Origin of the sequence: Noviherbaspirillum sp. Root189 (assembly GCF_001428545.1) — a bacterium.
Classification (GTDB): domain Bacteria; phylum Pseudomonadota; class Gammaproteobacteria; order Burkholderiales; family Burkholderiaceae_D; genus Noviherbaspirillum.
Genome location: NZ_LMHZ01000006.1, coordinates 1 through 25,472, shown reverse-complemented (window position 1 = coordinate 25,472; position 25,472 = coordinate 1). Strand labels below are relative to the sequence as shown.

Here is a 25,472-nt window from a genome sequence, read left to right as displayed (position 1 = left end):
ACGTGCATGAGTGATGGCCTTGACGGCTTCGCGTCCAGCGATATTGCAGAATGCAAAAACTTTCGGCCGGACATTGCAATCGTCCGACGCGGAACTTGTACTCGCTTCGCACGATCACGACTATGAGCGCTTTGGTATGTTGTTGCTGCAGCGAAAAAGACAGCTTCAGCGATCGCGGTGCGGTGCGGCGCTTTGCCATTAGGAAATGGCGCCTGGAGTGGCAACGCATGCCGGCGTATCGCATTACCGGAACAAATCAGAACGAAGAGAGCCGACATGAGCAAACACACGACAGAATCGATGCGCCTGTTTTTTGCGCTGTGGCCGGATGATGCAACCCGGACCTCGCTGATGCAATTGCAAGTCCCCATGCAGGGTCGCAAGGTACATTACAACAATCTTCATCTCACGCTGGCCTTTCTCGGACAGCAGCCGATCGCTGTATTGCCTCCATTGAAGGACATGCTTGCCCACCTGCCGCAGCCGGATTTGGTGCTGACCCTGGATAAGGTCGGCTATTTTCCGCGTAACCGGATTGCCTGGGTGGGGCCGCATCAAACGCCGGATGACCTGATGTCGCTTTACCAGACCCTGTGCGCGGCACTGGCGAAAAGCGGGATCGTATTTACGCCACCTTCATCGTTCAAAGCGCATGTGACGCTGGCTCGGGATGCATCGCTGCCGGCGGATATGGTATTCGATCCGATTACCTGGCACGCGGATGAGGTAGCGCTGGTGCAGTCGATTACCGGACCGGGCGGATCCGAGTATCGGGTGCTGGCGTCACGTACTTTGGGCGAAGCAGTGAGGGTTCCGGGAGAAGTGATTGGGGAACAAATGAGCGGTGCGCCTTCGCGCTAAACCAGGTTCACGCGGCCTGCGCGTCCCGCGCACCCGCAGCAGCGTCGGCTGCCAGTTTCTTCAATACCTGTGCTGCAGCCACCAGGCCGAAACTCGCCGTCACCACCATCGCTGATCCGAAGCCTGCGCAATTCAATCCGGTGATACCGGCCCGGTCATCGCCATCCTCCACGGCGTCGATCTCGCAGGCCTCGCCTGTTTCTGGAAACCGCAACGGTTCCGTGGAAAACACGGCATCGATGCCAAACTTGTTCTTGGTTCCGCGCGGAAACCCATACTCTTGACGCAGACGCTTGCGCACCTTTGCCAGCAACGGTTCCTGCTCGGTCCGGCAGAGATCACGAATCTCGATGCGCGTCGGGTCGATCTGTCCGCCGGCGCCGCCGATGGTGACCAGCGGAATCTTCTTTGCACGGCAATATGCGATTAATGCGGTCTTTGCCTTGACGCTGTCGATCGCGTCAATAACGTAGTCATAGCCGCCCGCACCGATCATCTGGTCGAGGTTGTCGGGATCGATAAACTCTTCGATCTCGGTGACTTGGCAATACGGGTTGATCTGCGCAATACGCGCAGCCAGTGCGCTCACCTTGGCCATGCCAAGGGTATCGGTCAGCGCATGGATCTGGCGGTTGACGTTGGATTCGGCGACATTGTCCAGATCGATCATGGTGATGTGCCCGATGGCGCTTCTTGCCAGTGCTTCAACAATCCACGAGCCGACGCCACCGACGCCTACCACGCACACATGCGCATCGCGAAAACGGGCTAGCGCCGCATCACCATACAGGCGCGCAATGCCGCCGAACCGACGATCGAAGTCGATGTCGTTATCAATATGTCCAGACGGCTGAGGGAAAGAAATAATTGCGTTCATCTCGTTATTTTAACGCGAGGCAACCGCGGAAATTTTCCTCTAGAATGATTTTTCCTGCCTTCAGCATCACCCCAATATCACTTCAACACGACTTCAGCCTCGTTTCCTTACCTCTTTGTCAGTGCTTCCCTCACTTTCCCTTGTCAAACTGATTCTGGTGTCGCTGACAGCCCACATTGCGTTGGCCGGCGCGCGCATCACCACGTCACTGTATGCATTGTCATTGCACGCATCGGCGCTGACGGTAGGCATCCTGATTGCCTTGTTTTCATTATTTCCGATGCTGTTCGCGGTGCCGATGGGACGCCTCATCGACAGGATCGGCATCGTCAGGCCAGTGGTACTGGGCGCGGGGGCGATGACGCTGGGCTGCATGCTGCCGGGCCTGATCAGTGGACTTCCGGTTTTATATCTCGCGACGCTGTTAATCGGTACCGGCTTCATGGTGATCCAGGTCGCGGCCCAGCATACGGTAGGAGCCATGAGCAGCAATGAAACGCGCTCCACCAATTTCAGCTGGCTGGCGCTGGGCTTTTCGATTTCCGGATTCTGCGGACCCGTGGTAGCCGGTCTTGTCATCGACCACGCGAGCTTCTGGATCAGCTTTATGGTCTTCTGCCTGTTTGCCCTTGGGGCATTCGGTATCGGTCTGTTCGGCAGGCTTGGGAGGATTCATACACCAATTCCTGTCACCACGGACGATCGACACGTCGGCGGCATGCTGGACCTGCTGCGCCAACCCGAGATGCGGCGCATCTATCTGATCGGCACCCTGCTCTCATCGGCGTGGGACCTGTTCACCTTCGTGCTGCCTATTCATGGGACGCATTCCGGCTTTTCCGCATCGACCATCGGACTCATCCTCGGATGCTTTTCCGTAGCGACCTTTCTGGTTCGCCTTGCGATGCCATGGATTGCACGGCATCGCAGCGAGTGGCAGGTGCTGACCTTCGCGCTGGCCCTGGCGGCGGTCTGCTATGCCTTGTTCCCCTTTATGCACCAGCCGCTGTCGATGATGATCGTCGCTGCCATTCTTGGCCTGGCAGTGGGCGCCAGCCAGCCGAATATGCTGGCGCTGCTGCATCATGCCTCACCACCCGGGCGCGCCGCGGAAGCAGTCGGGATCAGGGTCATGATCGGCAATGCGTGTCAGGTTGCGTTGCCACTGGCGTTTGGCGGTGCCGGCGCAGCACTGGGACTGACCGTGGTGTTCTGGAGCATGAGCGCAATGATCAGTGCCGGCCTGCCGCTGGCGTGGCGCAAATGCCAAAGCGGTTAAGGTTTCAGGAGAACATTGATTTAGAACAATGAAACTTCGGGCCGCGGCGTTATCGTCGATAGTGGTGATCACTGCGCGTACGACCATGCAACCGGGAAGAATCCCTGGATCGGCGATAATAAATAGACCATATCGGCGCCGCTCCTCAGCACCCTGGCTGCGCCGCAGTGTCATACCCTTACAGGAAACATGATGTCGATAGCAGATCTGCGTATAGATTACAGCCGTGCCAGCCTGACCGAACAGGATGTGCATCCGGATCCGATACAACAATTTTCAACGTGGTTTGGCGAAGCCATTGCCGCCCAGGTACGGGAAGCGAATGCGATGTCGGTCTCGACGGTAGGCGCGAATGGACGACCGTCGTCGCGCATCCTGCTGATCAAGGACATCGATGCACGCGGATTCACGTTCTTTACCAACTACGATAGCCGCAAGGGAAATGAACTAGAGCAAAACAAGTACGCCGCACTGTTGTTTTACTGGATAGAACTGGAGCGACAGGTTCGCATTGAAGGCCGCGTCGAGCGCATCTCTGCCACCGAAAGCGATGCCTACTTCCAGAGCCGTCCGTTAAAGAGCCGGCTCGGCGCAATCGCTTCGTCGCAGAGCCAGCCGATCGACAGCCGCGAAGCGATGGAACAGCGCTTCACGCAGGTCGAGCAAGCGTATGGGGAGCAGCCTGTCCGTCCTGCGCACTGGGGCGGCTACAGGCTGGTGCCGGACTACATCGAATTCTGGCAGGGTCGTCCGTCGCGGTTCCACGACCGGATCGCGTATCGCTTGCAAGCCGACGGTACCTGGCAACGGCAAAGGCTGCAGCCGTAGCAGTCCGTACAAGCAGCTACCACGTCGACATCGCATCACCGATTAATCCGTTTGGCACGGAGGACATATCGTGTTTTGGGAAAAGAAACTGGGAAGTTGGGCAGACACCATCCGCAGTCAGGCAGCCGTGCCCTTGAGGCTGGAATTATGGAACGGTCAACGGCTTGACCTTGGCGCGCCGACGCCGCAAGTCACGGTCAGGGTGCCGCATGTATCGGCGCTGAGCTATCTGTTGACTCCCTCGCTCTTTAATCTCGGCACCGCTTACGTCGAAGGCAAGATCGAGGTTGAAGGCCGGGCCAATGAAATCATTTCAGTCGCCAATTTGCTGGCGCGTCACACGCTGCAACCCGAAGGAAAATTTGCACGCATCGCGCGGTCCTTTCACCATACGAAGAAACGTGACGAGGAAGCGATCCGCTATCACTACGATGTTTCCAATGAGTTCTACAGTACCTGGCTCGACGAAAACATGGTGTACTCCTGTGCCTACTTTGAAAACGGTACGGAAGACCTGGCAACCGCCCAGCTCAAGAAAATCGATCACATCCTGACCAAGCTTCAGGTGCGGCCCGGCGACACACTGCTCGACATTGGTTGTGGCTGGGGAGCCCTGGTCAAGCGTGCCGCAGAAAAATTCGGCGCGCGCTGCGTTGGTGTCACGCTCTCGCAAAACCAGTACGACCTGGCGAAGGAAAGAATCGCCCGTGCGGGCTTGTCCAATCGCGTCGAAATCCGCATGCAGGATTATCGCGACATCAGCGGTCGCTTTGACCGCATCACCAGCGTCGGCATGTTTGAGCATGTCGGCGCGCGACACCTCGCGGAGTACTTCGCGAAAGTAAACGCACTACTTGCAGACGGCGGCCTGGCGATGAATCACGGGATTACCACCACTGACCCCAAGGATGGCGAAACCGCTTATGGCGGCGGCGAGTTTATCGAGCAGTACGTTTTTCCGCATGGCGAACTGGTGCACATAGGCACCGTGCTCAAAGCCATGCAGGAAGGTGGGCTCGAGGCTTACGACGTGGAGAATCTGCGCAGGCATTACGCAAAAACCTGCGGTATTTGGGCAGAAAATTTCGAGAACCACACAGAGCGTCTGAAGACCATGGTGGACGACCGGCGCTTCCGCATCTGGCGTGTGTATCTTGCGGGCTGCGCCTATGCGTTCGCAAATGACTGGGTTTCGCTCTACCAGGTCATCTGCGCGAAAGCGGGAAGCGATGGGTCGGTGCTACCTTGGTCGCGCCGGTACATTTATCAGCACTGACTGGATGTGGCATCAGATGCAGCGCCTGCGGCACGACGTCTTGATCGGCGCTGCCTCGGAGAATGCCTGTGGCGCGGCTATTACTGCTAGGCCGGCGTATTCAGCCTGTCGGTGAACATTTTCCGGAACTTTGCCACCTTGGGTGCGACTACAAACGCGCAGTAGCCCTGCAGCGGATGCTGGCGGAAATAATTCTGGTGATAGTCTTCCGCCTTGTAATACGTTTCGGCGGGACTCAGTTCGGTGACGATAGGCGCATCCCATACGCTGGCCATGCAGGCAATGACCTGCTTGGCGATGTCGTGCTGTTCAGGGGTATGGTAGTAGATGACCGAACGATACTGCGTACCAACATCATTACCCTGACGATTCAGCGTGGTCGGATCGTGGATGGTGAAAAATATTTCGAGGATCTCGCGGTAGCTTACCTGGGCCGGATCGAATTCCAGCCGTACGACTTCGGCGTGACCGGTGTCGCCGTCGCATACCTGTTCATAGCTTGGATTGGCTACATGGCCGCCGGTGTAACCCGACTCCACATGCAGTATCCCTCTCAATTCCTGATAGACCGCTTCCAGACACCAGAAGCATCCCCCGCCCAGTGTTGCTGTTTCCGTCGTCATGATGTGCTCCATGTGTATTTCACGACTTTAACGCAAACGGACGGGAATGCCTATGAGGGCAAGTTGACTTGCATCAATTTTTGCACACGGTGGTGTGACGGCGTTTTGCCAGGCAGAATGCAATCTGAAGCCGGTGCTGGTGTATGATTTTTCTTTCCGGTTTCCCGATACCATCATGCTCCAGGCCACTTCCCTCGTCGATGCCCTCAAACGCGAGCTCAAGGCACGCGGAATTACCTATGCCGACCTGGCGGCACGTATCGGCATGTCGGAAGCGAGCGTCAAGCGGATGTTCTCGCACAAGAACTTTACCTTGCAGCGCCTGGATGAAATCCTGCAGGCAACCGGCATCGATTTCCGTGACATCACGATGGGCGCGAACGATGAATCGCGCCTGATATCCGAACTCACGCATGAGCAGGAAAGGGAAATCATCGGCAACACGCGGCTGTTCGTGGTGGCGGTGTCGGTCCTCAACCAGCTTACCGTGGAGCAGATCCTTGAGACTTACCAGCTGACCGAGGCGGAAGTGGTCAAGCATCTGGTCCGCCTTGACCGCCTCGGGTTTCTTGAACTGCTGCCGAATAACCGGGTCAAGCTTTTAGTGTCGCGGACGTTTCGCTGGATTCCGAACGGTCCCATCCAGACGCACTTCAGGGAACAAGCCTATGGCGATTTCCTTGCGTCGCGTTTTGACCATGAAAACGAAATGCTTCGCCTGGTCAATGTGATGCTGTCGAAGCAGTCGATCGCAGCGCTGCTGGAGCGCATGAAGCAAGTGGCGCGTGAATTTTCGCAGCGGCACCAGGAGGACGCACGACTACCGTTCGAAGAACGGTTCTCCATCAGTTTTCTTCTGGCCGCAAGGCCATGGATGCCGGAAACCTTCCAAACCCTGCTGCAGCCGACCCCTTCGCCCACGCCTTCCACGCGTACAGTGCGCAGCAAGTAGGGGAGCGGTCGCCATGCCCAGGTATTTTTAGGCATAATGGGCAATATTTAGTGGATTTTCGATGTCTAAACAACCTTCAAGCGCGGGGCCGCCGGAGTTCGATTCGCGCCATTTCCGTCTGGCTTTGTCGCAGTTTGCCACCGGTGTCACGGTGATCACCACCCGGCTGGCGGACGGTACTTTTCTCGGCCTGACTGCCAGTTCCTTCAATTCCGTTTCTCTTGATCCGCCGCTGGTATTGTGGAGCCTTGCACAGGGCGCCAGCAGCATGCCGGTTTTCACAGGCAACTCCCATTATGTGATCAACATCCTGGCTGGCAATCAGGCGGCGCTGGCCGAGCGCTTTGCGATGCGCATCGACAACCGTTTTGACGGCGTGGACTTCGAGTTGTCCTACACGGGTCTGCCGATTCTCAAAGGCGTATCGGCATGGTTTGAATGCCACAACCGCAGCCGCTATCCGGAGGGCGACCATGTGATCTTCGTCGGTGAAGTCGAGCGTTGCGATGTGACACCGAAGCCGGCACTGGTTTTCCATGGCGGAAAGTTCGTATCGACGGCATCCCGTTAAGCGCTGCTTAATGAGATCGATGGATTTTTTTGACTGGCAAGGCGCAGGAGGAGTCAATAGCGAGCTATTGACGACGAGTGCAACGCAGGCAGGCGGCTCGGCGCCCCTGAAAAAAGACGCGATCTCATGGTGCGTTATGGGTTGGGATTGGTATTAGGTATGTTCGTGCTTTCTTCGGAGCGTGCAGTGTGTAGCGAGCGCTTATTCGCTCGCCGGCATCACACTCACGCTGATCCTGTCGTAATGACCGAAATCGTCCAGCACCGTGATGTCGTAGCGCCCCGCTTCCGGAAACGCAATGGTTTGCACTGCGGTGCCGGACAGGCGCCCCAGCAGACGGCCGTTCAGCATCCACATCAATTCACCGCGCGCGCCGCGAATTTCCAGCCTGGCTTTTGGATCGGTCTTGCCGGGCACGCGCCGGATGATTTCCCCATCGCTAAGGCCAACGATCCTGATGCCGCCATCAGGGCGATAGGCGTCCCGGCATTCAGGCGCCCATTCGGGCGGCAGCACACGTTGTCGCAGGGCCGGCTCCAGCCAGGGCTCCAGCGAAGCAGGCCAACGCGCCGTCTGACGCTGCTCGGCCGGTCCGTGCGAGCAGTCCGGCATGACACGCAACCCGCTTTGCAAATCAACATGGTAGGTCAGTACAGGTGCTGCATTGCGCATCCGATCCGGAAAGCTGGGTGGCGTGGTGCCGCTTAATATCCACGCCGTCCGTTGCACCGCACAGAGCTGTGGATTGACGGCATCGAATCGCATGCCCAGCGGCCAGCAGATTTTTTCCTGGCTGACGCCAGGCGGTGCAGGATTAGGACTAAGAGTACGCCCGTCGGGCAGCGCGCTGAAGATATCGACCAGCAAAGGCGCTGCAACATTTGCACCGAAGAATCCGGGATTCGGCGTGCCGTCCGGACGACCTACCCAGACACCAATGGTGTAACGGTTGCTGACGCCGATCGCCCATGCATCGCGAAATCCGAAGCTGGTGCCAGTTTTCCAGGCAATGCCGCGGTACGCACCCAAGCCCTCCACCGCCCTGCCGACCGGACCGCCGGTTTCCAAAATGTCGCGCACGATGAAAGCCGCCCCTTCGCTCATCATGCGTTGCTCGACGCGTGGTGCGTCAGGCGTAAAGCGCGGCGTGCCGGCGAGGCCTTTGCGGGCCAACGCCGCATAAGCGCCAACCATGTCTTCCAGGCGTGCGGCGCCGCCGCCGAGGATGACGCTGAGGTTAGGCTCCGCGCCACGGGGAAATTCCAGCTTCAGCCCGCCGCGCCTGAGCATGGCGACAAAGCGTGCGGGACCAAGCTGCTCCAGCACTTCCACCGCCGGGACATTGAGCGACTTGACCAGGGATTCGGAAACACTGACCGGCCCATTGAATGACTGCTGGAAATTACCCGGCTGGTAACCGGAAAAGGATTGCGGCGTATCCGATAGCAGGGATTCCGAATGGATCATTCCCTCGTCGAGGGCGAACGCATACAGGAAGGGTTTCAGCGTCGATCCCGGGGAACGCGGCGCGCGTACCATGTCGACATGGCTAAAGCGTTCCTTGTCGCTGAAGTCGGCCGAGCCCGCATAGGCCAGCACCTCGAATGTCGCGTTGTCCATCACCATCGCGGCAAGGGACACGCGCGGCGGCAGCATGCGAACGCGATCGCCTAGCAAGCCTTCCACGGTCGCCTGGGCATTGACGTCGATGGTGGTGTCGATACGGTTGCGGTTGCTATTGCTATTACGATCGCCGCGATCACCAGCGCTGCGCTTGAGCCGTTGGGCCAGCAACGGTGCCAGCAGCGGCTCCCTGACGATCTGCGCAATCACGGGTTCCGTGAGTGCATCCGCTACGGCTTCTGCGCTCCAGCGCCCCTGCAGCCTGTGCAATACCTTGTCGCGTGCCGCCTGCGCTTTCTGCGGATAACGGTCGGGCCGCAATACGGACGGCATCTGCGGCAAGACCGTCAGCAACGCCGCTTCCGCATGGGTAAGCCGGTTTGACGGTTTGCCGAGATAGGCGCGGCTGGCGGCTTCGACTCCTTCAAGCACGCCACCCATCGGCGCGTAATTGACGTAGAGCGTGAGAATCTCGGACTTCGAATAATGGCATTCGATCTGCAGCGCACGCAGAATCTGCTTCAGCTTGCCGCGCACCGAGCGAGGCGTCGGCTCAAGTATGCGTGCCACCTGCATCGTGATCGTCGATCCGCCGGAAATCACGCGTCCATGCGCCAACCATTGCCAACCGGCGCGTACCAGCGCAAACGGATTGACGCCCGGATGCCACCAAAAGGTCCGGTCCTCGTAGGTAATCAATGCCTGCAGGTACAGCGGCGATACTTCATTGAGTGCTACCGGATGGCGCCAGACATGATCCTTGTCCGGAAATGCGCGTAGCGGCGTACCGTCACGTGCAACCACGACCAAGGCATACGGAGAATCCCTGCCAGGTACAGGCAAGGGAAACATCCGGTCAAGGATGAGGAACACGCCGGCAAGACACACCAACGCTACCAACCACCGGCGACATGTGCGACAGCCACGCAAGCGCATTTTCATTGACGCTTACTTGCCGCCCGTCCCGGGACTATCGGCGGGTTTGGCATTGGCATCCACCACCGTCAAGGTATCGCTGCCGCCAGTCAAGCCATACAGCGCGGGGCGATACATGTCTTCCGCATAGAGTGCGGGCACAATGAACTTGCCCGGCGTGACGACACGTGCGCGATAGAAAAGGTTGAGCACGTTCCTGTCCAGCCTGGCCGCGGCGATAAAACGGTCATCGCGGAATTCCACATGCTTGATGCGCGGATCCGCCATGGCCTGTGCCGGATTCACACTGGCGATCATGACCGCACCCATTTGTTCACCCTGCACAATGTTCAGGTTCTCGATCTCAAGGCCGGCAGGAATACGGTCGACCACCATGCCGTTGCCGATCGTCGTTTTCGATTTCACGGTGAGGTGAACCAACACGCTTTCTCCGACCCTCAGCGCCCGGCCGGCAATCACACTGCCATCCGGCGCATGCAGCGTACGTGTGAGTTCGATCGGATCCGACTTCGCGGCTGGTTGCCTGACAGGATTGCCGCTCAGCGAGAGTTCGACGAACAGGCGATCCTTGTACGTATTGGCAACACTGATGCCGTTTGCCAGTTCCATCGGGGCCAGTTCGCGGAAATGGCTGCTCCTGCTGTTGACCTCCTCCGCCCTGCCGCCTGCGCTCAGGCTTGCTGTCCATGGACCTGCGTCATTGCCATAGGTGCGCCCTACCAGGAACAATGCAAGCTTGTCCTGCGTACTGTAGTAGCGATGCTTTTCCATTTCACCGGAGACAACGGCGATCAGGTTCTCGCGTCCATCGACCGCAACCTGGTGCTTTTCCAGCAAGGCGTAGGACATCGCCGCGTCACGCAGCGCACTGCCGTAGTCCCACCACCAGTAACCGTTGTCGCGGTTCTTGCGCACTCCTTCGGCAATGGCGACATGGCTCTTTTCCTGATCGCCCATCAGTTTGAGCGCCAATCCCAGCTGCACCAGCGGCAACCCGGAATGTGCCTGCGCACGTAACTCGTGCAGCTGGCGTACGGTGGACAACGGCGCCTTCTTGTCGCGGGCGAGCACGTAGGCGCCGTAGGCAAGTACGCCATAGCGGCCGTTGTCGCGCTGCCGGTCTTCCTGCCACAAGCCGCTATTTGCTGCCGCCGATGTGCTTGCGGGCATATTGGCCGGCAACCGCGACACACCTTCCTGCAGACCGCGCAAGAGGAAGTCCATTGCCTTGTTAATCATGGCATCCGGCACGCCAAAGCCTTGTTCTCGCGCGTCTTGCAGGAAGCTGGTGACATAGGCGGATAACCAGTATTCGTACTCCGACATGTTGCCCCACAGTGCGAAACCGCCGTTCGGCGCCTGCATGGCGCCGAGTCGGGCAATCGCCTGGTCCAGCATCTCGGCACGCTTTTCGCGGGTAGTGGGTTTCAGGCCGAAACGGCGGGCGGCGTCTTCATCGATGAAGACATGCGGATAAGCGGTACTGGTGGTCTGCTCCGCGCAACCGTAGGGATAGGTCAGCAAGCCCTGGATGGCGGAACGGATATCGATCGGCGCCTTGTTCGACACGACGACATGCGCGAGCAAGGAGCCGCGATGCAACCCGGACAGTTCGGCTTCCTTGATGTCGAGCGTTTCGCCCGGCTTGATGCTGTAGCGCTGAATGAACTGCTGCTGCGGCGTGGTCGGCTGTACCATCAGCGGGAAGCTGCGCTCCAGCTTGAGCTGTTCGCCGACGACCTTGACGGTAACCGTGTGCAGCCCGGGTACCGCGCGCGCCTCGACCGGGAAACGCAAGGTGCGCTTTTCCTGGTCTTTCAGGGTCAAGGTACGATCGGCTTCCTGCACGCCGATACCCTCGCCGCCGCTGACTGCAAGCTTCAATTGCTGCTGCGCGCCGGACAGATTGTGCAGGTCGAGCGCGATCACGGCGGTGTCGCCAAAGGACAAAAAGCGCGGTGTCGCCAGCTCGGCAACGAGCGGTGCAGCCACCGTCATTTCCGCATCCTTGCTACCGAAACGCTCAGGTGCAGCGACAACCGCCATCAGCCGTAGCGTGCCATTGAAGTCGGGCAACGCCAGTGGAATCTCGGCCTCACCCTGATCGTTCAGCAGTACCGGTCCGCTGAACAAGTCGACCAGCCTGACCTTCTTCGGCAGACTGCGCGTCGTCTTCGGTGTATTGTCGCCGCCGAACTTGAGCTTGCCTTTCTGGCCCTGCATTTTTTCAATCAGGCGACCGTAGATATCGTGCTGGTCTGCACCGTAACGCAGCTTGCCAAAGAAGTAGCCGTGCGGATCGGGCGACGCGAACCTGGTGATGTTGAGAATACCGACATCGACTGCCGACAGTGTCACGAACGCCTTCTGTCCCTTGGCATCAGGCGCTTTCACCTTGACCTTGACGGTGGTTTCCGGTCGAACTTTCTGTGGCGCCTCGAGCGAGACATCCATCTTGCGGTCCGCGCGTTCAAGCGGCAAATGAAGCATGCCCAGTGCGCGCGCAGGCGTGACACGATCACCCTGGTTGCCCGGCCTGAGTACCATGACGGAAACGTAGAGATCATGACGTTTCCAGTCGCGATTGAGCGGGATATCCACCGTCGCGCTATTGCCGGATACCGCAATACGCTTGAACCACAAGGTACGATCGCCTTCGACGGATACCAGCGCATCGCCCGAGTGCGGGGGCGTGATGGTAAGGGTTGCCGTATCGCCATCGCGATAGGCAGCCTTGTCCAGCTTGAGGGCGACGCGATCAGGACGCACGCCCTGGGTTTCGTCGGTCCGCGCGCTCCATCCCGCATAAAAACGGTAGACGTTCAGCAGCCCGGTTTCCGGGTCCGAAATCTCCACGCGATACCGGCCATAGCGCACCGGAACGCGCAACTTGCCACGGCCGCCGGCAGGCACGCTGACCGACGCGGTTTCGACCAGCTCATCGGTTTCGGTGAAGCCGGAATTCCAGCCGCGCTGGTCATCGAAACGCCAGTAGTAATCGCGGTTTTCGCGGAACAGGCGGACTGGCATCGCGGCTGCCGGCACGATCTTGCCGTCGCGATCCGCACGCACCACTTCGAATTCCACCGGGCTGTTTTCGGCGGCGTAGTCGCCTGTGAACAAGGGGCGCACACCAACCAGCGCCGCACCCGGCCAGACGACGCGATCGATACTGCGCACCACCGGGCGGCCACCGGTTTCCAGCAAGCTCATGGTTGCGCGTACCGTGAACGGTGAACGGCGTTTCCCGATCGGCGACAGGTCGATGCTGGTTTCGGCGATGCCCTTGTCGTCAAGCGACTGCTCCTCGATTTCCTTGCGCGTCTTCGCGTCGTCGTCGCCAACATCGCCGAACTCGAATCCGGGGAATTGTTTAGCCAGGGGATTCTTGTTGCGCTCGAACTGTGCAACGCCAAGCAGGCGATTACCCGCCGCTGGTGCGCCATACAGGTAGCTGCCCTGCACGGCAACGACCATCGGCTGGTCCGGTGTCAGCGTGGCTTGTGTTGTGCTCAGATCGAGCTTCATGCGCTCGGGCAGGAATTCCTCGACACCGAAACGAAATACGGTTCCCGGCACCTTGTCGGCCGGGTCGCTGCGCAGTTCCAGCGTCCAGAACCCGGTCGGCGCATCGGCCGGCAGATCGAGGCGCTTGACGTAATAGCCGGCAAACCGGCTGTCGGGCCGCCAGGTCGCGGTGAACTGGCTCTTGCCATCGGGTCGTTTCAGCACGGCCTGGATCGGCTGTGCCGGCACCGGGCGTCCATCGGCATCCCGCGCAAGCACAGAGAGGTCAAAACTTTCACCGGGCCGGTACAGGTTGCGACCGGAGTAGGCAAACAGTCTTGTCGGCTTGAATGGCGCGCCGGTGACATCGTATTCCGACAGGTCAAGCGCGGGTTCCTTCAAGGCCAGCAGAGACACCTGGTTATCGCTGCGCGCCATGACCACCCGTGCGTTCTTCGGCCGCTCGGCAAATCCGGCATGGCCATCGCCGTCGGTCTCGGCGCGCGCCAAAACCTTGCCTTGTTCGTCGATCCAGGTGATTTCGACCGCCTTGACCGGCTTGCCTGTCGTGAGCGAACTGACGAAGGCGTCGCCGCCCTTGTCGAACATGCGTAAATGAAGGCCGAGATCACTGACGTAAAAGTACGTAGTCTGATATTCATAACGGAACCTGCCCGGCTGGCTCATCACGGCGACGTACACGCCCGGCTCCTTGAGCTCCTTGATGTCTTCCACGGACAGGTAGGTGACGCTGCGGCGGTTGGGTTTCTGCTCGGTCAGGAAGCGGCCCATGTAGACGCTTTCCGTCATGTTGCGCAAATCATCCAGCTGGTAGTTCTGGACCGCGCCGCGCAGCGAACTGCGGCGCCAGTCGTCTTCATTCTGCTCGCCGTCTTCTTCATTCGCTTCGACGACTTCCTTCTTTTTCGGCGCGCCGCTGATGACGCGGTCGAGAAAGCGCGGAAGCTGGTCGCTTTTCACGCGCAGGAACTGAACATCGACTTCGGGCACATTGACCGTCACCACCGGCACGCCGCCATTCTGCTTCGCCGGCAGGACCATGCCATTGCTGGCGAAGTAATACGCGGGGGAGACCGGCGCGGAAACGATGGAGTAGCGGGATTCGGCTGCCAGCTTCTTGCCGTTGCGGGCCGGCAGGTCGACCAATACCTGTACGACATAGCGTGTCTGCGGTTTGATATGCGGAAAGTACAGCAGGCGAGGGTTTTCGCCGACGATCCAGGCGCCGGACACGACTTTTCCGTCCCGGGTATCGGTATCGGCCGGTGCAGTGCTTACCACCGAAGTCTTGGCCCTGGAGCCGCGGCCGTCTTCTTCCTCGTCGTCGGTATGTTGCGTGGGCGCACCCTCGACTTTCCCTGGCATTTCGAATAGTCGCAGGTACTTGTCGTAGGTCTTTCCACTATCGAGTGGAAGACTGAAGGTCAGTGCGATTGCCGGCGCGCCGTCAAAGCTGCGATCTGCGGCGTCGACAAGAACAAAGGCGGCATTGGGATCGATGGCCGACTCGCCGTCCGCCTGTCGATGCGCGACATACCAATAGACGGCCGCGAAAAATGCAATCAGAACAATGGCGATGCCGGCGATTTTCGCGCGCATGAGCAAATCCTGTGTGGTGAAGTCATGTAAAGCGGAATAAATTTCCGCCAAACATTATGTCACAGGGAAATGCTTTTATTGCCTGAATTGCAATTGAATTTTTGCGGCGGAGTACTGGAGCGAATTGCCGGGCGTTCTACTCTATATTCAGTTCGTTCGGTCCGTGGTGTTCAATAGGCGCGACAGGATGCCGGAAGAGTCGTATGCAGCACGGCGCAAACGGTCATTGACGCCTTGCCATGCGGGTTCAACCGGTGGCGCCTCGACCAGGATGATGTCGGCGTGTACCGCGTCGGCGGAACGCAATGCCGCATACAGGTCATACGCATAGCCATCGGGCGTCGCGGGCAGGCGCAATACAGCCTTGGGATGTGCCGCCTGAAATGCACCGCCTGCACTGTGACAGATGATGGAAACTGATTTTCCGTGTGCGGAGAGACTGACTACCGTATCGGCAAGATCCTTCGACAGAACCAGGGCGACCGGCGTACTCGGCGCGTAGTGCGCTTCCAGCGTGCCGGAAGCGCGCGGCGCTGCGGCATCGGGTTGCTTGGGCTCGATGCCGATGACACGCGCAATGTCCGAAGCGCTGATGTGACCAGGCCGCAGCAGCACAGGTCCATGCGTGGCCATGCGGGTCAGGTCGACGATGGTCGACTCGATGCCGACATCGCTCTGACCACCATCCAGTACGCAGGCCAGTGGACCAGCCTTATCCTGATCGGCATCGCTAGCGAATTCGTCACGCACATGCTGAGCGGTCGTTGGACTGACGTGACCGAACTTGTTCGCCGAAGGCGCAGCGACACCGCCTTTGCCGCCCTTGAATGCGCGCAACAATGCCTGTGCGACGGGATGCGAAGGACAGCGTACCCCTACCGAATCCTGACCGCCGGAGACGGCATCGGGAATGTGAGCGGCGCGTTTGAGAATCAAGGTCAACGGTCCGGGCCAGAAGGCGTCGATGAGCTGGCGCGCCTGTTCCGGAACCTCGGTCGTCCAGTAGCCGATATCGGCACCGGGCGCCAGGTGCACGATCACCGGATGGTTGGACGGACGCCCCTTGGCGGCATAGATCTTCGCTACCGCCGCGGGGTTTTCCGCGTCGGCTCCGAGGCCGTAGACAGTCTCTGTTGGAAAAGCGACCAGCTCGCCGGCTTCCAGCTGGCGAGCGGCGTAACCAATAGCGGACAGATCGAGTTCGGACATGTGGCAGTCAGCTTCTTCAGAGCGCGATGCCAAGGATTCCGCAGGCGGCGCGCAGGCTTTCCTGTGCCGCTGCGAGCGTCGGGGCGACAAACGTCACGTGCCCCATCTTGCGGCCACGGCGCGGGTCATCCTTGCCGTAGAGATGCAGGTTGGCGCCGGGTAGTGCCAGCACCTTGTCCCACGCCGGTTCACGCGGCGCATCGCTGCTGCCTTCAAACCAGACATCGCCGAGGATGTTCAGCATGACCGCCGGCGAGTGCTGACGCACATCGCCCAGCGGCAAACGCGCCATTGCCCTCACCTGCTGCGCGAACTGGCTGGTGACACAGGCGTCGATCGTGTAGTGACCGCTATTGTGCGGGCGCGGCGCCATTTCATTGACCACCAGCGAACCGTCCTGCAGCACGAAGAATTCTATGCACAGCACACCGACATAACCGAGTTGCGCAACGATAGACAGTGCCGCCTGTTGCGCCTTGTCGGCAGATTGGGCGGAAACGTTCGGCCCCGGTACCGTGGTGGTGAACAGGATGCCGTCGCGATGGACGTTTTCCGCAATCGGGTACACCACCGATCTGCCGTCGGCGCCGCGCGCGGTAAGAACGGAAATCTCGTACGCCAGCGGCAGCATCTTTTCCAGCACGCAGCTGACGCCTTTCAATGCGGCGAATGCCTGGCGCACGTCATCGTGCGACTTGACGCGAACCTGCCCCTTGCCGTCATAGCCCATGCGGACCGTTTTCAGGATGCCGGGGAAAAGTATGTCGGGAATCGCGGCGATATCCTGTTCGGATTCGACCACGTGATATGGCGCGGGCAACACACCCGAGCTGGGCGCGCACTGCGTGAAGAACTGTTTTTCCGCGATGCGATCCTGCGCAATCGACACGCACGACGCACCCGGTGCGACGAAGCTGCGATCAGCCAGAAAAGACAGGCTGCGCGCAGGAACGTTTTCAAATTCGGTAGTAATGGCGGCGCATTGCAAAGCCATTTCAGCCAGCGCCGCCTCGTCGCCGTAGTCGGCGGACAGCAGGTGGTCTGCCGCATGCCCGGCCGGACATTCCTTGGCTGGTTCCAGTACTGCCACCTTGAAGCCCATCATTTGCGCCGCGTGGACGAACATGCGTCCCAGCTGACCTCCGCCCATCACGCCTAACCAGGCAGGTGGTGTGGCGGTGGGCAGCATGGGCAATAAGGGTTGCAGAGATTGAAGCGGATCACTCATGCGGGCAAGGTCATGTCGAGTGCCGCCTGGGTCTGCTTTGCACGGAATTCCTGCAGGCGTGCGGCAAGTTGATCATCCGTCGCGGCGAGAATCGCAATCGCGGTCAGCGCGGCATTCGCGGCGCCGGCTTCACCGATGGCGAAGGTCGACACCGGAATGCCTTTCGGCATCTGCACGATGGACAGCAGCGAATCTTCGCCGCGCAGGTATTTGGAGGGGACAGGCACGCCCAGCACCGGCACGATGGTCTTTGCGGCCACCATGCCCGGCAAATGCGCGGCACCGCCGGCGCCGGCGATGATGGCACGCAGGCCGCGTCCGCGCGCTGCCTCGGCATACGCGAACATCTGATCCGGCATCCGGTGCGCGGAAATCACTTTGGCTTCATGCGGAATGCCGAAATCCTTGAGCATGGCAACCGCATGCTGCATCACCTCCCAGTCGGAAGACGATCCCATGATGACGCCGACCAGCGGCGCGGCAGACGGTGTACTCATGTCAGTCCTTCAGCGTGGTGCCGGTCAGGCGCTCGAGCGCCTCGCGGTACTTGGCACCGGTCTTTTCGATCACGTCGGCCGGCAAAGCTGGTGCGGGAGCGGTCTTGTTCCAGTCCTTCAGCGTCTCAAGGTAGTCGCGCACGAACTGCTTGTCGAACGAGGGTGGCGACATGCCGGGCGCATACGAGTCGGCGGGCCAGAAACGTGAGGAATCGGCGGTCAGCACTTCATCCATCAGGTGCAGGGTACCGTTGTCATCGAGGCCGAATTCAAACTTGGTGTCGGCGATGATGATGCCGCGCGTGGCCGCATAGTCGGCGGCGGTCTGGTACAGCTTGATGCTGACGTCACGCATCTTGGCGGCAAGTTCCTTGCCGATGCGCTTTTCCATTTCTTCGAAGCTGATGTTTTCGTCGTGCTCGCCGAGATCGGCCTTGGCCGCCGGCGTGAAGATCGGCGATGCCAGCTTGTCGGCCTGGCGCAGTCCGCTCGGCAGCGCGATGCCGCAAACGGTGCCGGTCGCCTGGTAATCCTTCCAGCCGGAGCCGATGATGTAGCCACGCACGACGGCTTCCACCAGGATGGGCTTGAGGCGCTTGGCGACCACTGCGCGTCCGCGCACCTGGTCGGCTTCGTCTTCCCGCACCACCGATTCCGGCGCGATGCCCGTCAGGTGATTCGGCACGATGCCGCCGAGCTTTTCGAACCAGAAGTCGGACATCTGGTTCAGCACCCTGCCCTTGCCGGGGATAGGCTCGTTCATCACGACGTCGAAGGCCGACAGGCGGTCACTGGTGACGATCAGGATCTTGTCATCGCCGACCGCATAGTTGTCGCGCACTTTGCCGCGGCCGAGGAGTGGCAGCGACGAGATGGTGGATTGGTAAAGACTGTTCATGAGGTTCTCAAAAAGCGAGAGCGGATTTCATCGTGGTGTACGGAGAAATCGGGTCGACCTGGCGTGCAGGACAAGGCGCGCGAAGCGCCGTGTGGCGGGCCACACAAGCGACAAGCAACGCCGACCTGCGCGGCAAGGCGGCCCGAGGCGACAGTACACACTACACACGATGAAATCCGCTCTACACCGGCGGGTGCTCGCTGCACGCCGCCGGTTGGTTTATTGCGAAAGTCGAATTTTACTGCACGATCTGCGACAACTCGCCTTTTTTGTACATTTCTGCAATTTTTTCGAGCGGCAGCGGCTTGATCTTGGCAGCCTGGCCTTCGCAGCCAAAGGCGATCATGCGCGACTTGACGACCTTTTTGGCGGCTTCGCGGGCCGGCTTCAGGTACTCGCGCGGGTCGAACTTGGACGGGTTTTCAATGAAGAAACGACGGATCGCGCCGGTCATTGCCAGGCGGATGTCGGTATCGATGTTGATCTTGCGCACACCGTGCTTGATGCCTTCCTGAATTTCTTCGACCGGCACACCGTAGGTTTCCTTCATGTCGCCGCCGAACTGGCGGATTTCTGCCAGCAATTCCTGCGGTACCGACGAGGAACCGTGCATCACCAGATGGGTGTTGGGGATGCGCGCATGGATTTCCTTGATGCGCTCGATGGCAAGGATGTCGCCGGTCGGCTTGCGGGAAAACTTGTAGGCGCCGTGCGACGTGCCGATGGCAATCGCGAGCGCGTCGCACTGGGTCAGCTTGACGAAGTCGGCTGCCTGGCTGACGTCGGTCAGCAGCTGTTCGCGGGTCATCGTGCCTTCCGCGCCGTGGCCGTCTTCCTTGTCGCCCTTCATGGTTTCGAGCGAACCGAGCACGCCGAGTTCTGCTTCAACAGTAACGCCGATGGAGTGCGAAAACTCGACGACCTTGCGCGACACTTCGACGTTGTATTCATAGCTGGCAACCGACTTGCCGTCTTCCATCAGCGAGCCGTCCATCATTACCGAGGTGAAACCGGACTTGATTGCGGCCATGCAGACTGCCGGCGACTGGCCGTGGTCCTGGTGCATGACGACGGGGATATGCGGATACGCTTCGACCGCGGCTTCGATCAGGTGGCGCAGGAAGGCTTCTCCGGCGTACTTGCGCGCGCCTGCGGAAGCTTGCATGATCACCGGCGCGCCGACTTCATTGGCGGCTTCCATGATCGCAGTCACCTGCTCCAGGTTGTTGACGTTGAATGCGGGCAGACCGTAGCCGTTTTCAGCAGCGTGGTCGAGCAATTGACGCATGGATACGAGAGGCATGATGTTCTCCAAACAATAAAATTAGTTTCGCAGATCTTTTCGATCTTTTACCTTTAGTATTCGCCTATCTTCATGATCTTCAGGGCGTTGGTACCACCGACCTGGCCCATCGGTTCTCCCCAAGTAAGGACAATCATGTCACCTTTGTGAACAACCCCTTTGGCGAGAAGCAAATCCTGCGCGCCTTTCAGTACCGCTTCGCGGTCGGTTGAGTGCGCCAGTTCAAAGGTGGTCACGTTGCGGTACAGCGCGGCCTTGCGCTGCGTGGCGAGGATGGGCGTGATCGCGTAGATCGGAATGTCGATGTTGTGGCGGCTCATCCATAGCGCGGTCGAACCGGATTCGGTGAGCGCGGCAATCGCCTTCACCCGCAGGTGATAGGCGGTGAACAAGGCACCATAAGCAATCGACTGGTCGATGCGGGTAAATGTTGCATTCAGGAAGTCCGCGTCGAGTTTGACCACATCGGATTTCTCGGCTTCCTGGCAGACGGCGGCCATGATCTCGACGGTTTCCACCGGGTATTTGCCGGACGCGGTTTCTGCGGAAGTCATCACGGCATCGGTGCCATCCAGCACTGCGTTTGCGACGTCGGACACTTCGGCGCGGGTCGGCACCGCATTGACAATCATCGACTCCATCATCTGGGTTGCCGTGATTGCCAGCTTGTTGGATGCGCGCGCCATCTTGATCATGCGCTTTTGCAGCGCCGGGACCGCAGCATTGCCGACTTCCACTGCGAGATCGCCGCGCGCTACCATGATGCCGTCGGATGCGTCGAGGATTTCCTGCAGCGCGGGAATCGCTTCGGCGCGCTCGATCTTGGCGATCATCTGCGGCTTGTGACGGCTGCTCTCGCCGGCGATGTTGGCCAGTTGGCGCGCCATGACCATGTCGGTCGCGCTCTTCGGAAAGGACACGGCGATATAGTCGGCCTGGAAGCTCATCGCAGTCTTGATGTCTTCCATGTCCTTGGCGGTCAGCGCAGGCGCCGACAAGCCGCCGCCGAGGCGGTTGATGCCCTTGTTGTTGGACAGTTCGCCACCGATCCTGACGGTGGTATGGATTGCGCTGCCGATAATCTTGTCGACGACGAGCACGATCAGGCCGTCATTGAGCAACAGCACATCGGCCGGTTTGAGATCGCGCGGCAATTCCTTGTAATCGAGCCCTGCGCGTGCCTGATCGCCCATTTCGCAGTCGGCATCGAGAATGAACTTGCTGCCGTTTTCCAGGAAGATCTTGCCGTTCTCGAACTTGCCGACACGGATTTTCGGCCCCTGCAGGTCGGCCATGATCGCGATTTCGCGTCCGCATTCGGCAGCCACCTTGCGCACCAGGCTGGCGCGGTCGATATGGTCCTGTGCCTTGCCGTGCGAGAAATTGAGCCGCACGACGTTGACACCGGCCCTGATCATCCGGAGCAGCGTATCCGGATCGCTCGAAGCGGGTCCGATGGTGGCGACGATTTTGGTAGCTCTGATCATGGTGAAACCTTCTGTAACTTACAGTGGGCGATGTTGTACATGACACTAACGTAAAGCAACGGTGACGGCGCGCGGTTTGCACGCGTTTTGCGCGCCGTGACTGTCCGGCTTACTTCGCCCGTTGCAACAGGATGTCGACCGCTGGCAGGGTCTTCCCTTCCAGGAATTCGAGGAAGGCGCCGCCGCCGGTCGAGATATAGCCAACCTTGTCGGCGATGTTGTACTTCGCAATGGCTGCCAGCGTATCGCCGCCGCCTGCGATGGAAAAGCCCTTCGATTCCGCGATGGCCATCGCCAGCGTCTTCGTACCTTCGGCGAACTGGTCGAACTCGAACACACCGACCGGACCGTTCCAGACAATGGTGCCCGCCTTGGCGATCTGTTCCGCCAGCTGCTTCGCTGTCTTCGGACCAATGTCGAGAATCATGTCGTCGTCAGTCACGTCCTTGACGTCCTTGACCGTGGCCGCGGCCGTCGGCGAAAACTCCTTTGCGCAGACGACATCGACCGGAATCGGCACCGAGGCGCCGCGTGCTGCCAGCATATCGATAATGGCTTTCGCCTCGCTGACCAGATCTGCTTCGGCCAGCGACTTGCCGATCTTGAGACCGGAAGCCAGCATGAAGGTATTGGCGATGCCGCCGCCGACGATCAGGTTATCGACCTTGTCGGCCAGGGACTTGAGAATGGTGAGCTTGGTGGAGACTTTGGAGCCGGCAACGATGGCGACCAGCGGGCGTGCCGGCTGGCCGAGCGCCTTGCCGAGCGCATCAAGTTCGGCGGCCAGCAGCGGGCCTGCGCAGGCGATCGGTGCAAATTTGGCAATGCCGTGTGTGGTCGCTTCGGCGCGATGCGCGGTGCCGAATGCATCGTTGACATAGACGTCGCACAGCTTCGCCATCTTCTGTGCAAGTTCGTCATTGTTTTTCTTTTCGCCTTTGTTGACGCGGCAATTTTCGAGCAGGACCACCTGGCCCGGCGCGACATCGACGCCGTCGACCCAGTTCTGCTTCAGTTCGACCGGCTTGCCGAGCAATTCGGACAGGCGCTTTGCGATCGGCGCGAGCGAGTCTTCCGGCTTGAATTCGCCTTCGGTCGGACGGCCAAGATGGGAGGTCACCATCACGGCGGCGCCCGCCTGGAGGGCCTGCTGGATGGCGGGAACCGAGGCGCGGATGCGGGTATCTTCAGTAATGTTGCCGGCATCGTCCTGCGGGACGTTGAGATCGGCACGGATGAAAACGCGTTTGCCCTGGAGTTGATTGCTTGCGGTGAGATCGCTCAAACGGTTGAATTGCATGGCAGGCAGACAATTATTGAAAGAATGGAAAAACGCGTATTTTACTCCACCGCACCCTGCCAAAGAACCGTTTTCGGCTTATAAGATGACGCGGAGCAAACTGTAAGCCGCCATCCCGACGATGATGGTCCCGAGCATGTGGCGCTTGTACAGGAAGAACAACGTGGCGGCAATCCCGGCCATCAGTTTCGGATTCATCCAGCTGACTTGCACCGCGCCATTCACCAATACCAGGTCGGGTACGACAATCGCAGCCAGCGCTGCCGCAGGAGCGTAGCGCAGGGCGTGCTGCACCTTGGCCGGCATCTTGACCGCGTGTCCCAGCAGGAAAAAAGAGCCGCGCGTGATCAATGTGGCAAGCGTCAGCAGCCCGATGGCGAGCCATGTATCGAAGTCACTCATCACCCGCCTCCTTGTTCCGATCAAGCACGGTATCGACCGCCATCGCCGCCATCATGCCGACGATTACCGCAACCAGCAGGCCGAGGCGATACGGCAGCCCGGCTGCCGCCACCGCGACCGCGCCGGCCACGGCGACGCCAGCCAGGGCTGCCATATTGATGGTGAGCGGAATGGCAACCGCCAAGAGTGCCAGGGTGCCGGCAAAACCGATGCCCCAGCTTTGCGGGATCTGGCTGGCCAGCAGGATGCCGGTCACCGAACCGGCCTGCCAGGTACACCAGTTAGGATAGCCAATGCCATTAAAGAAACCGACCTTGCCCGCGGTATGCGGCGCGGTCTCCGCCGGAAAGCGCTGCGGGAACAAGCCCATGGTCACATCGGCACTGAAATACCCATGCCAGAGCCGCTTGTACCAGGGCAGGTGGGCGAAATGCGGCGCCAGGGCCGCAGCGAAAATGACGAAGCGAAGATTGACAACCAGTGCTGTCAGGAACACCACGCCCAGTGGCACATTGGCCGTCATCAAGGGCAGCGATGCCAACTGCGCCGAACCGGCAAACACCAGAAAGGTCATGCCCAGGGACTGGGCGATGGACAGGTCGCTTTTGACCATGGCCATTCCAGCCACCATGCCCCAGGCGAAAATACCGGGAATAGTCGGCGCGCATGCCTTGAAGCCCTCGCGAAACGCGCGTTTTTCGACGTCGGCGGATGAGGACTCCGCCGTGCCTGCTTGTGTATTGCTCATAGTGTTGAATCTGCGGAGGAGAGCCGTTCGTCACGTTCCCCGCCAAACCGGCGTCACCCCCCTGATCGCGATGGCAAAACACGGGTCGGCGCGGCAATTGAATCCGGAAAAAATCAAAGCGTCATTCTACAGACGAATTTTCTCCTCCGTTGGGATGGGCTAAAATCGAGGTTTTGCCATATCCCTGGAGACCCATTATGTCCATGTCCGACCGCGACGGAAAAATCTGGAAAGACGGCGAACTCATTGACTGGCGCGACGCGACGGTACACCTGCTGACCCATACGCTGCACTATGGCATGGGCGTTTTCGAAGGCGTGCGTGCCTACAAGACCGACAAGGGCACGGCGATTTTCCGCCTGAAGGAACATACGCAGCGACTGTTCAACTCCGCCAAGATTTTCCAGATGACGATTCCGTTTGACATGGAAACCATCATGGAAGCGCAGCGCCAGGTCGTGCGCGAGAACCAGCTCGAATCCTGCTACCTGCGCCCACTGGTCTGGATCGGTTCCGAAAAGCTCGGCATCTCGGCTAAGGGAAATACCATCCACGTCGCCGTCGCTGCATGGCCGTGGGGTGCCTATCTTGGCGAAGATGGACTGGCGAAGGGTATTCGCGTCAAGACTTCTTCCTTCACACGCCATCATGTGAATGTTTCGCTGGTGCGCGCAAAGGCCTGCGGTTATTACATCAACTCCATCCTGGCCAATCAGGAAGCACTGACCGACGGTTACGACGAAGCGCTGCTGCTCGACACCGAGGGCTACGTCTCCGAAGGCTCGGGCGAGAACGTCTTCATCGTCAAGAACGGCAAGATCTATACACCTGATCTTGCCTCCTGCCTCGACGGCATTACGCGTGATGCGGTATTGACGATGGCACGCGACCTCGGCATTGAAGTCATTGAAAAACGCATTACACGCGATGAGATGTACTGCTGCGATGAAGCCTTCTTTACCGGCACCGCGGCGGAAATCACGCCCATTCGCGAACTCGACAACCGCCAGATCGGCGAAGGCAAGCGCGGCCCGATCACCGAAAAACTGCAATCGCTGTTCTTCGATGTCGTCGCCGGCAAAGCACCGCAATACCAGCACTGGCTGACCCTGGTGTAACTAACCACTTAGAGCAAAATCCATGACCCAAGCACAGCAACAACACAACATGAGTTACGTCGAACTCGACGGCGACGACCTGCCGGCTTATTGCCCGAATCCGGCAATGCCGATCTGGTCTTCGCATCCGCGTATCTTCATTCCGCTCGACCATAACAACGAAGGCAAATGCTCGTATTGCGGGACCGTCTACCGCCTCAAGCCGGGCGCAGTCGCCAAGGGCCACTAATACCAATCCCAAGCTATAACGTGACATATATGGACTCCCTCCAAAGTACAAGAGACTGACCGACGGGAATGACATTAGGGAGAAGCCTGCAGTCGTATAT

At 59.5% G+C, this 25,472-nt stretch carries 21 protein-coding genes; 8 read left to right on the top strand and 13 right to left on the bottom strand.

The window, feature by feature from the left end; all coding sequences use genetic code 11:
- Positions 1-276 precede the first annotated feature (276 nt).
- A complete protein-coding gene (gene thpR / locus ASE07_RS04535; RefSeq protein WP_057289626.1) occupies positions 277-861 on the top strand; it encodes an RNA 2',3'-cyclic phosphodiesterase in 585 nt (194 codons plus the stop codon).
- Positions 862-868: 7 nt separating this feature from the next.
- Here thpR and tcdA read toward each other — a convergent pair whose 3' ends face one another.
- Positions 869-1,738: a tRNA cyclic N6-threonylcarbamoyladenosine(37) synthase TcdA gene (gene tcdA, locus ASE07_RS04530; protein WP_057289625.1), complete on the bottom strand. Its 870-nt coding sequence runs from the start codon at positions 1,736-1,738 to the stop codon at positions 869-871.
- A 157-nt stretch (positions 1,739-1,895) separates the two neighbouring features.
- Here tcdA and ASE07_RS04525 point away from each other — a divergent pair, with 157 nt between their 5' ends.
- The 3 genes from ASE07_RS04525 (at position 1,896) to ASE07_RS04515 (ending at position 5,121) form a co-directional block, all read left to right on the top strand.
- A complete protein-coding gene (locus tag ASE07_RS04525; RefSeq protein WP_162256861.1) occupies positions 1,896-3,017 on the top strand; it encodes an MFS transporter in 1,122 nt (373 codons plus the stop codon).
- Between the two features lie 192 nt (positions 3,018-3,209).
- Positions 3,210-3,845: a pyridoxamine 5'-phosphate oxidase gene (gene pdxH, locus ASE07_RS04520; protein WP_057289623.1), complete on the top strand. Its 636-nt coding sequence runs from the start codon at positions 3,210-3,212 to the stop codon at positions 3,843-3,845.
- Positions 3,846-3,915: 70 nt separating this feature from the next.
- The gene (locus ASE07_RS04515) at positions 3,916-5,121 is read left to right on the top strand and encodes an SAM-dependent methyltransferase (RefSeq protein ID WP_057289622.1); all 1,206 of its coding nucleotides are present in this window, start codon (positions 3,916-3,918) and stop codon (positions 5,119-5,121) included.
- Positions 5,122-5,207: 86 nt separating this feature from the next.
- Here ASE07_RS04515 and msrA read toward each other — a convergent pair whose 3' ends face one another.
- A complete protein-coding gene (gene msrA, locus ASE07_RS04510) occupies positions 5,208-5,744 on the bottom strand; it encodes a peptide-methionine (S)-S-oxide reductase MsrA (protein ID WP_057289621.1) in 537 nt (178 codons plus the stop codon).
- Positions 5,745-5,919: 175 nt separating this feature from the next.
- Here msrA and ASE07_RS04505 point away from each other — a divergent pair, with 175 nt between their 5' ends.
- The gene (locus tag ASE07_RS04505) at positions 5,920-6,696 is read left to right on the top strand and encodes a helix-turn-helix domain-containing protein (RefSeq protein WP_057289712.1); all 777 of its coding nucleotides are present in this window, start codon (positions 5,920-5,922) and stop codon (positions 6,694-6,696) included.
- Positions 6,697-6,757: 61 nt separating this feature from the next.
- Positions 6,758-7,267: a flavin reductase family protein gene (locus ASE07_RS04500; protein ID WP_057289620.1), complete on the top strand. Its 510-nt coding sequence runs from the start codon at positions 6,758-6,760 to the stop codon at positions 7,265-7,267.
- A gap of 201 nt (positions 7,268-7,468) precedes the next feature.
- On the opposite strand, the gene pbpC is transcribed toward ASE07_RS04500, so the two are convergent.
- The 11 genes from pbpC to ASE07_RS04445 all read right to left on the bottom strand — a co-directional run bounded on the left by pbpC (position 7,469) and on the right by ASE07_RS04445 (position 24,025).
- Entirely contained in the window at positions 7,469-9,826 is a 2,358-nt protein-coding gene (pbpC, locus tag ASE07_RS04495; RefSeq protein ID WP_057289619.1) for a penicillin-binding protein 1C, read from the bottom strand.
- Positions 9,827-9,838: 12 nt separating this feature from the next.
- Positions 9,839-14,953: an alpha-2-macroglobulin family protein gene (locus ASE07_RS04490; protein WP_057289711.1), complete on the bottom strand. Its 5,115-nt coding sequence runs from the start codon at positions 14,951-14,953 to the stop codon at positions 9,839-9,841.
- 147 nt (positions 14,954-15,100) lie between these two features.
- Positions 15,101-16,162 (bottom strand): L-threonylcarbamoyladenylate synthase, encoded by a 1,062-nt coding sequence (locus tag ASE07_RS04485; protein ID WP_057289710.1) that lies wholly within the window; start codon positions 16,160-16,162, stop codon positions 15,101-15,103.
- A 16-nt stretch (positions 16,163-16,178) separates the two neighbouring features.
- Positions 16,179-17,390 carry a 5-(carboxyamino)imidazole ribonucleotide synthase gene (locus ASE07_RS04480; protein WP_057289618.1) on the bottom strand — a complete coding sequence of 404 codons (1,212 nt, stop codon included), beginning with the start codon at positions 17,388-17,390 and terminating at the stop codon, positions 16,179-16,181.
- Complete coding sequence (gene purE, locus ASE07_RS04475; RefSeq protein ID WP_057289617.1) at positions 17,387-17,887, bottom strand: 5-(carboxyamino)imidazole ribonucleotide mutase; 501 nt, start codon at positions 17,885-17,887, stop codon at positions 17,387-17,389. Before purE ends, ASE07_RS04480 begins: the two co-directional genes overlap by 4 nt.
- 1 nt (position 17,888) lies before the next feature.
- Entirely contained in the window at positions 17,889-18,785 is an 897-nt protein-coding gene (locus ASE07_RS04470; protein WP_057289616.1) for a phosphoribosylaminoimidazolesuccinocarboxamide synthase, read from the bottom strand.
- Between the two features lie 238 nt (positions 18,786-19,023).
- Positions 19,024-20,088, bottom strand: a complete 1,065-nt coding sequence (gene fba / locus ASE07_RS04465) for a class II fructose-bisphosphate aldolase (protein WP_057289615.1) — start codon at positions 20,086-20,088, stop codon at positions 19,024-19,026.
- A gap of 53 nt (positions 20,089-20,141) precedes the next feature.
- Positions 20,142-21,575 (bottom strand): pyruvate kinase, encoded by a 1,434-nt coding sequence (gene pyk / locus ASE07_RS04460; protein WP_057289614.1) that lies wholly within the window; start codon positions 21,573-21,575, stop codon positions 20,142-20,144.
- A gap of 109 nt (positions 21,576-21,684) precedes the next feature.
- Positions 21,685-22,875 (bottom strand): phosphoglycerate kinase, encoded by a 1,191-nt coding sequence (locus ASE07_RS04455; RefSeq protein WP_057289613.1) that lies wholly within the window; start codon positions 22,873-22,875, stop codon positions 21,685-21,687.
- Between the two features lie 78 nt (positions 22,876-22,953).
- On the bottom strand, positions 22,954-23,277 hold the full coding sequence (locus ASE07_RS04450) for an AzlD domain-containing protein (protein ID WP_057289612.1): 324 nt from the start codon (positions 23,275-23,277) through the stop codon (positions 22,954-22,956).
- On the bottom strand, positions 23,270-24,025 hold the full coding sequence (locus ASE07_RS04445) for an AzlC family ABC transporter permease (protein WP_057289611.1): 756 nt from the start codon (positions 24,023-24,025) through the stop codon (positions 23,270-23,272). Before ASE07_RS04445 ends, ASE07_RS04450 begins: the two co-directional genes overlap by 8 nt.
- A gap of 197 nt (positions 24,026-24,222) precedes the next feature.
- Here ASE07_RS04445 and ASE07_RS04440 point away from each other — a divergent pair, with 197 nt between their 5' ends.
- Positions 24,223-25,143: a branched-chain amino acid transaminase gene (locus ASE07_RS04440; protein ID WP_057289610.1), complete on the top strand. Its 921-nt coding sequence runs from the start codon at positions 24,223-24,225 to the stop codon at positions 25,141-25,143.
- A gap of 22 nt (positions 25,144-25,165) precedes the next feature.
- Positions 25,166-25,372: a zinc-finger domain-containing protein gene (locus tag ASE07_RS04435; RefSeq protein WP_057289609.1), complete on the top strand. Its 207-nt coding sequence runs from the start codon at positions 25,166-25,168 to the stop codon at positions 25,370-25,372.
- The last annotated feature ends 100 nt before the right edge of the window (positions 25,373-25,472 follow it).

Bases quoted from the DNA above. Each gene is read 5' to 3' on its own strand.
- thpR (WP_057289626.1), top strand. From the start codon at position 277: ATGAGCAAACACACGACAGAATCGATGCGCCTGTTTTTTGCGCTGTGG.
- tcdA (WP_057289625.1), bottom strand. From the start codon at position 1,738: ATGAACGCAATTATTTCTTTCCCTCAGCCGTCTGGACATATTGATAAC.
- pdxH (WP_057289623.1), top strand. From the start codon at position 3,210: ATGTCGATAGCAGATCTGCGTATAGATTACAGCCGTGCCAGCCTGACC.
- msrA (WP_057289621.1), bottom strand. From the start codon at position 5,744: ATGACGACGGAAACAGCAACACTGGGCGGGGGATGCTTCTGGTGTCTG.
- ASE07_RS04505 (WP_057289712.1), top strand. From the start codon at position 5,920: ATGCTCCAGGCCACTTCCCTCGTCGATGCCCTCAAACGCGAGCTCAAG.
- ASE07_RS04500 (WP_057289620.1), top strand. From the start codon at position 6,758: ATGTCTAAACAACCTTCAAGCGCGGGGCCGCCGGAGTTCGATTCGCGC.
- pbpC (WP_057289619.1), bottom strand. From the start codon at position 9,826: ATGCGCTTGCGTGGCTGTCGCACATGTCGCCGGTGGTTGGTAGCGTTG.
- ASE07_RS04490 (WP_057289711.1), bottom strand. From the start codon at position 14,953: ATGCGCGCGAAAATCGCCGGCATCGCCATTGTTCTGATTGCATTTTTC.
- ASE07_RS04485 (WP_057289710.1), bottom strand. From the start codon at position 16,162: ATGTCCGAACTCGATCTGTCCGCTATTGGTTACGCCGCTCGCCAGCTG.
- ASE07_RS04480 (WP_057289618.1), bottom strand. From the start codon at position 17,390: ATGAGTGATCCGCTTCAATCTCTGCAACCCTTATTGCCCATGCTGCCC.
- purE (WP_057289617.1), bottom strand. From the start codon at position 17,887: ATGAGTACACCGTCTGCCGCGCCGCTGGTCGGCGTCATCATGGGATCG.
- ASE07_RS04470 (WP_057289616.1), bottom strand. From the start codon at position 18,785: ATGAACAGTCTTTACCAATCCACCATCTCGTCGCTGCCACTCCTCGGC.
- fba (WP_057289615.1), bottom strand. From the start codon at position 20,088: ATGCCTCTCGTATCCATGCGTCAATTGCTCGACCACGCTGCTGAAAAC.
- pyk (WP_057289614.1), bottom strand. From the start codon at position 21,575: ATGATCAGAGCTACCAAAATCGTCGCCACCATCGGACCCGCTTCGAGC.
- ASE07_RS04455 (WP_057289613.1), bottom strand. From the start codon at position 22,875: ATGCAATTCAACCGTTTGAGCGATCTCACCGCAAGCAATCAACTCCAG.
- ASE07_RS04450 (WP_057289612.1), bottom strand. From the start codon at position 23,277: ATGAGTGACTTCGATACATGGCTCGCCATCGGGCTGCTGACGCTTGCC.
- ASE07_RS04445 (WP_057289611.1), bottom strand. From the start codon at position 24,025: ATGAGCAATACACAAGCAGGCACGGCGGAGTCCTCATCCGCCGACGTC.
- ASE07_RS04440 (WP_057289610.1), top strand. From the start codon at position 24,223: ATGTCCATGTCCGACCGCGACGGAAAAATCTGGAAAGACGGCGAACTC.
- ASE07_RS04435 (WP_057289609.1), top strand. From the start codon at position 25,166: ATGACCCAAGCACAGCAACAACACAACATGAGTTACGTCGAACTCGAC.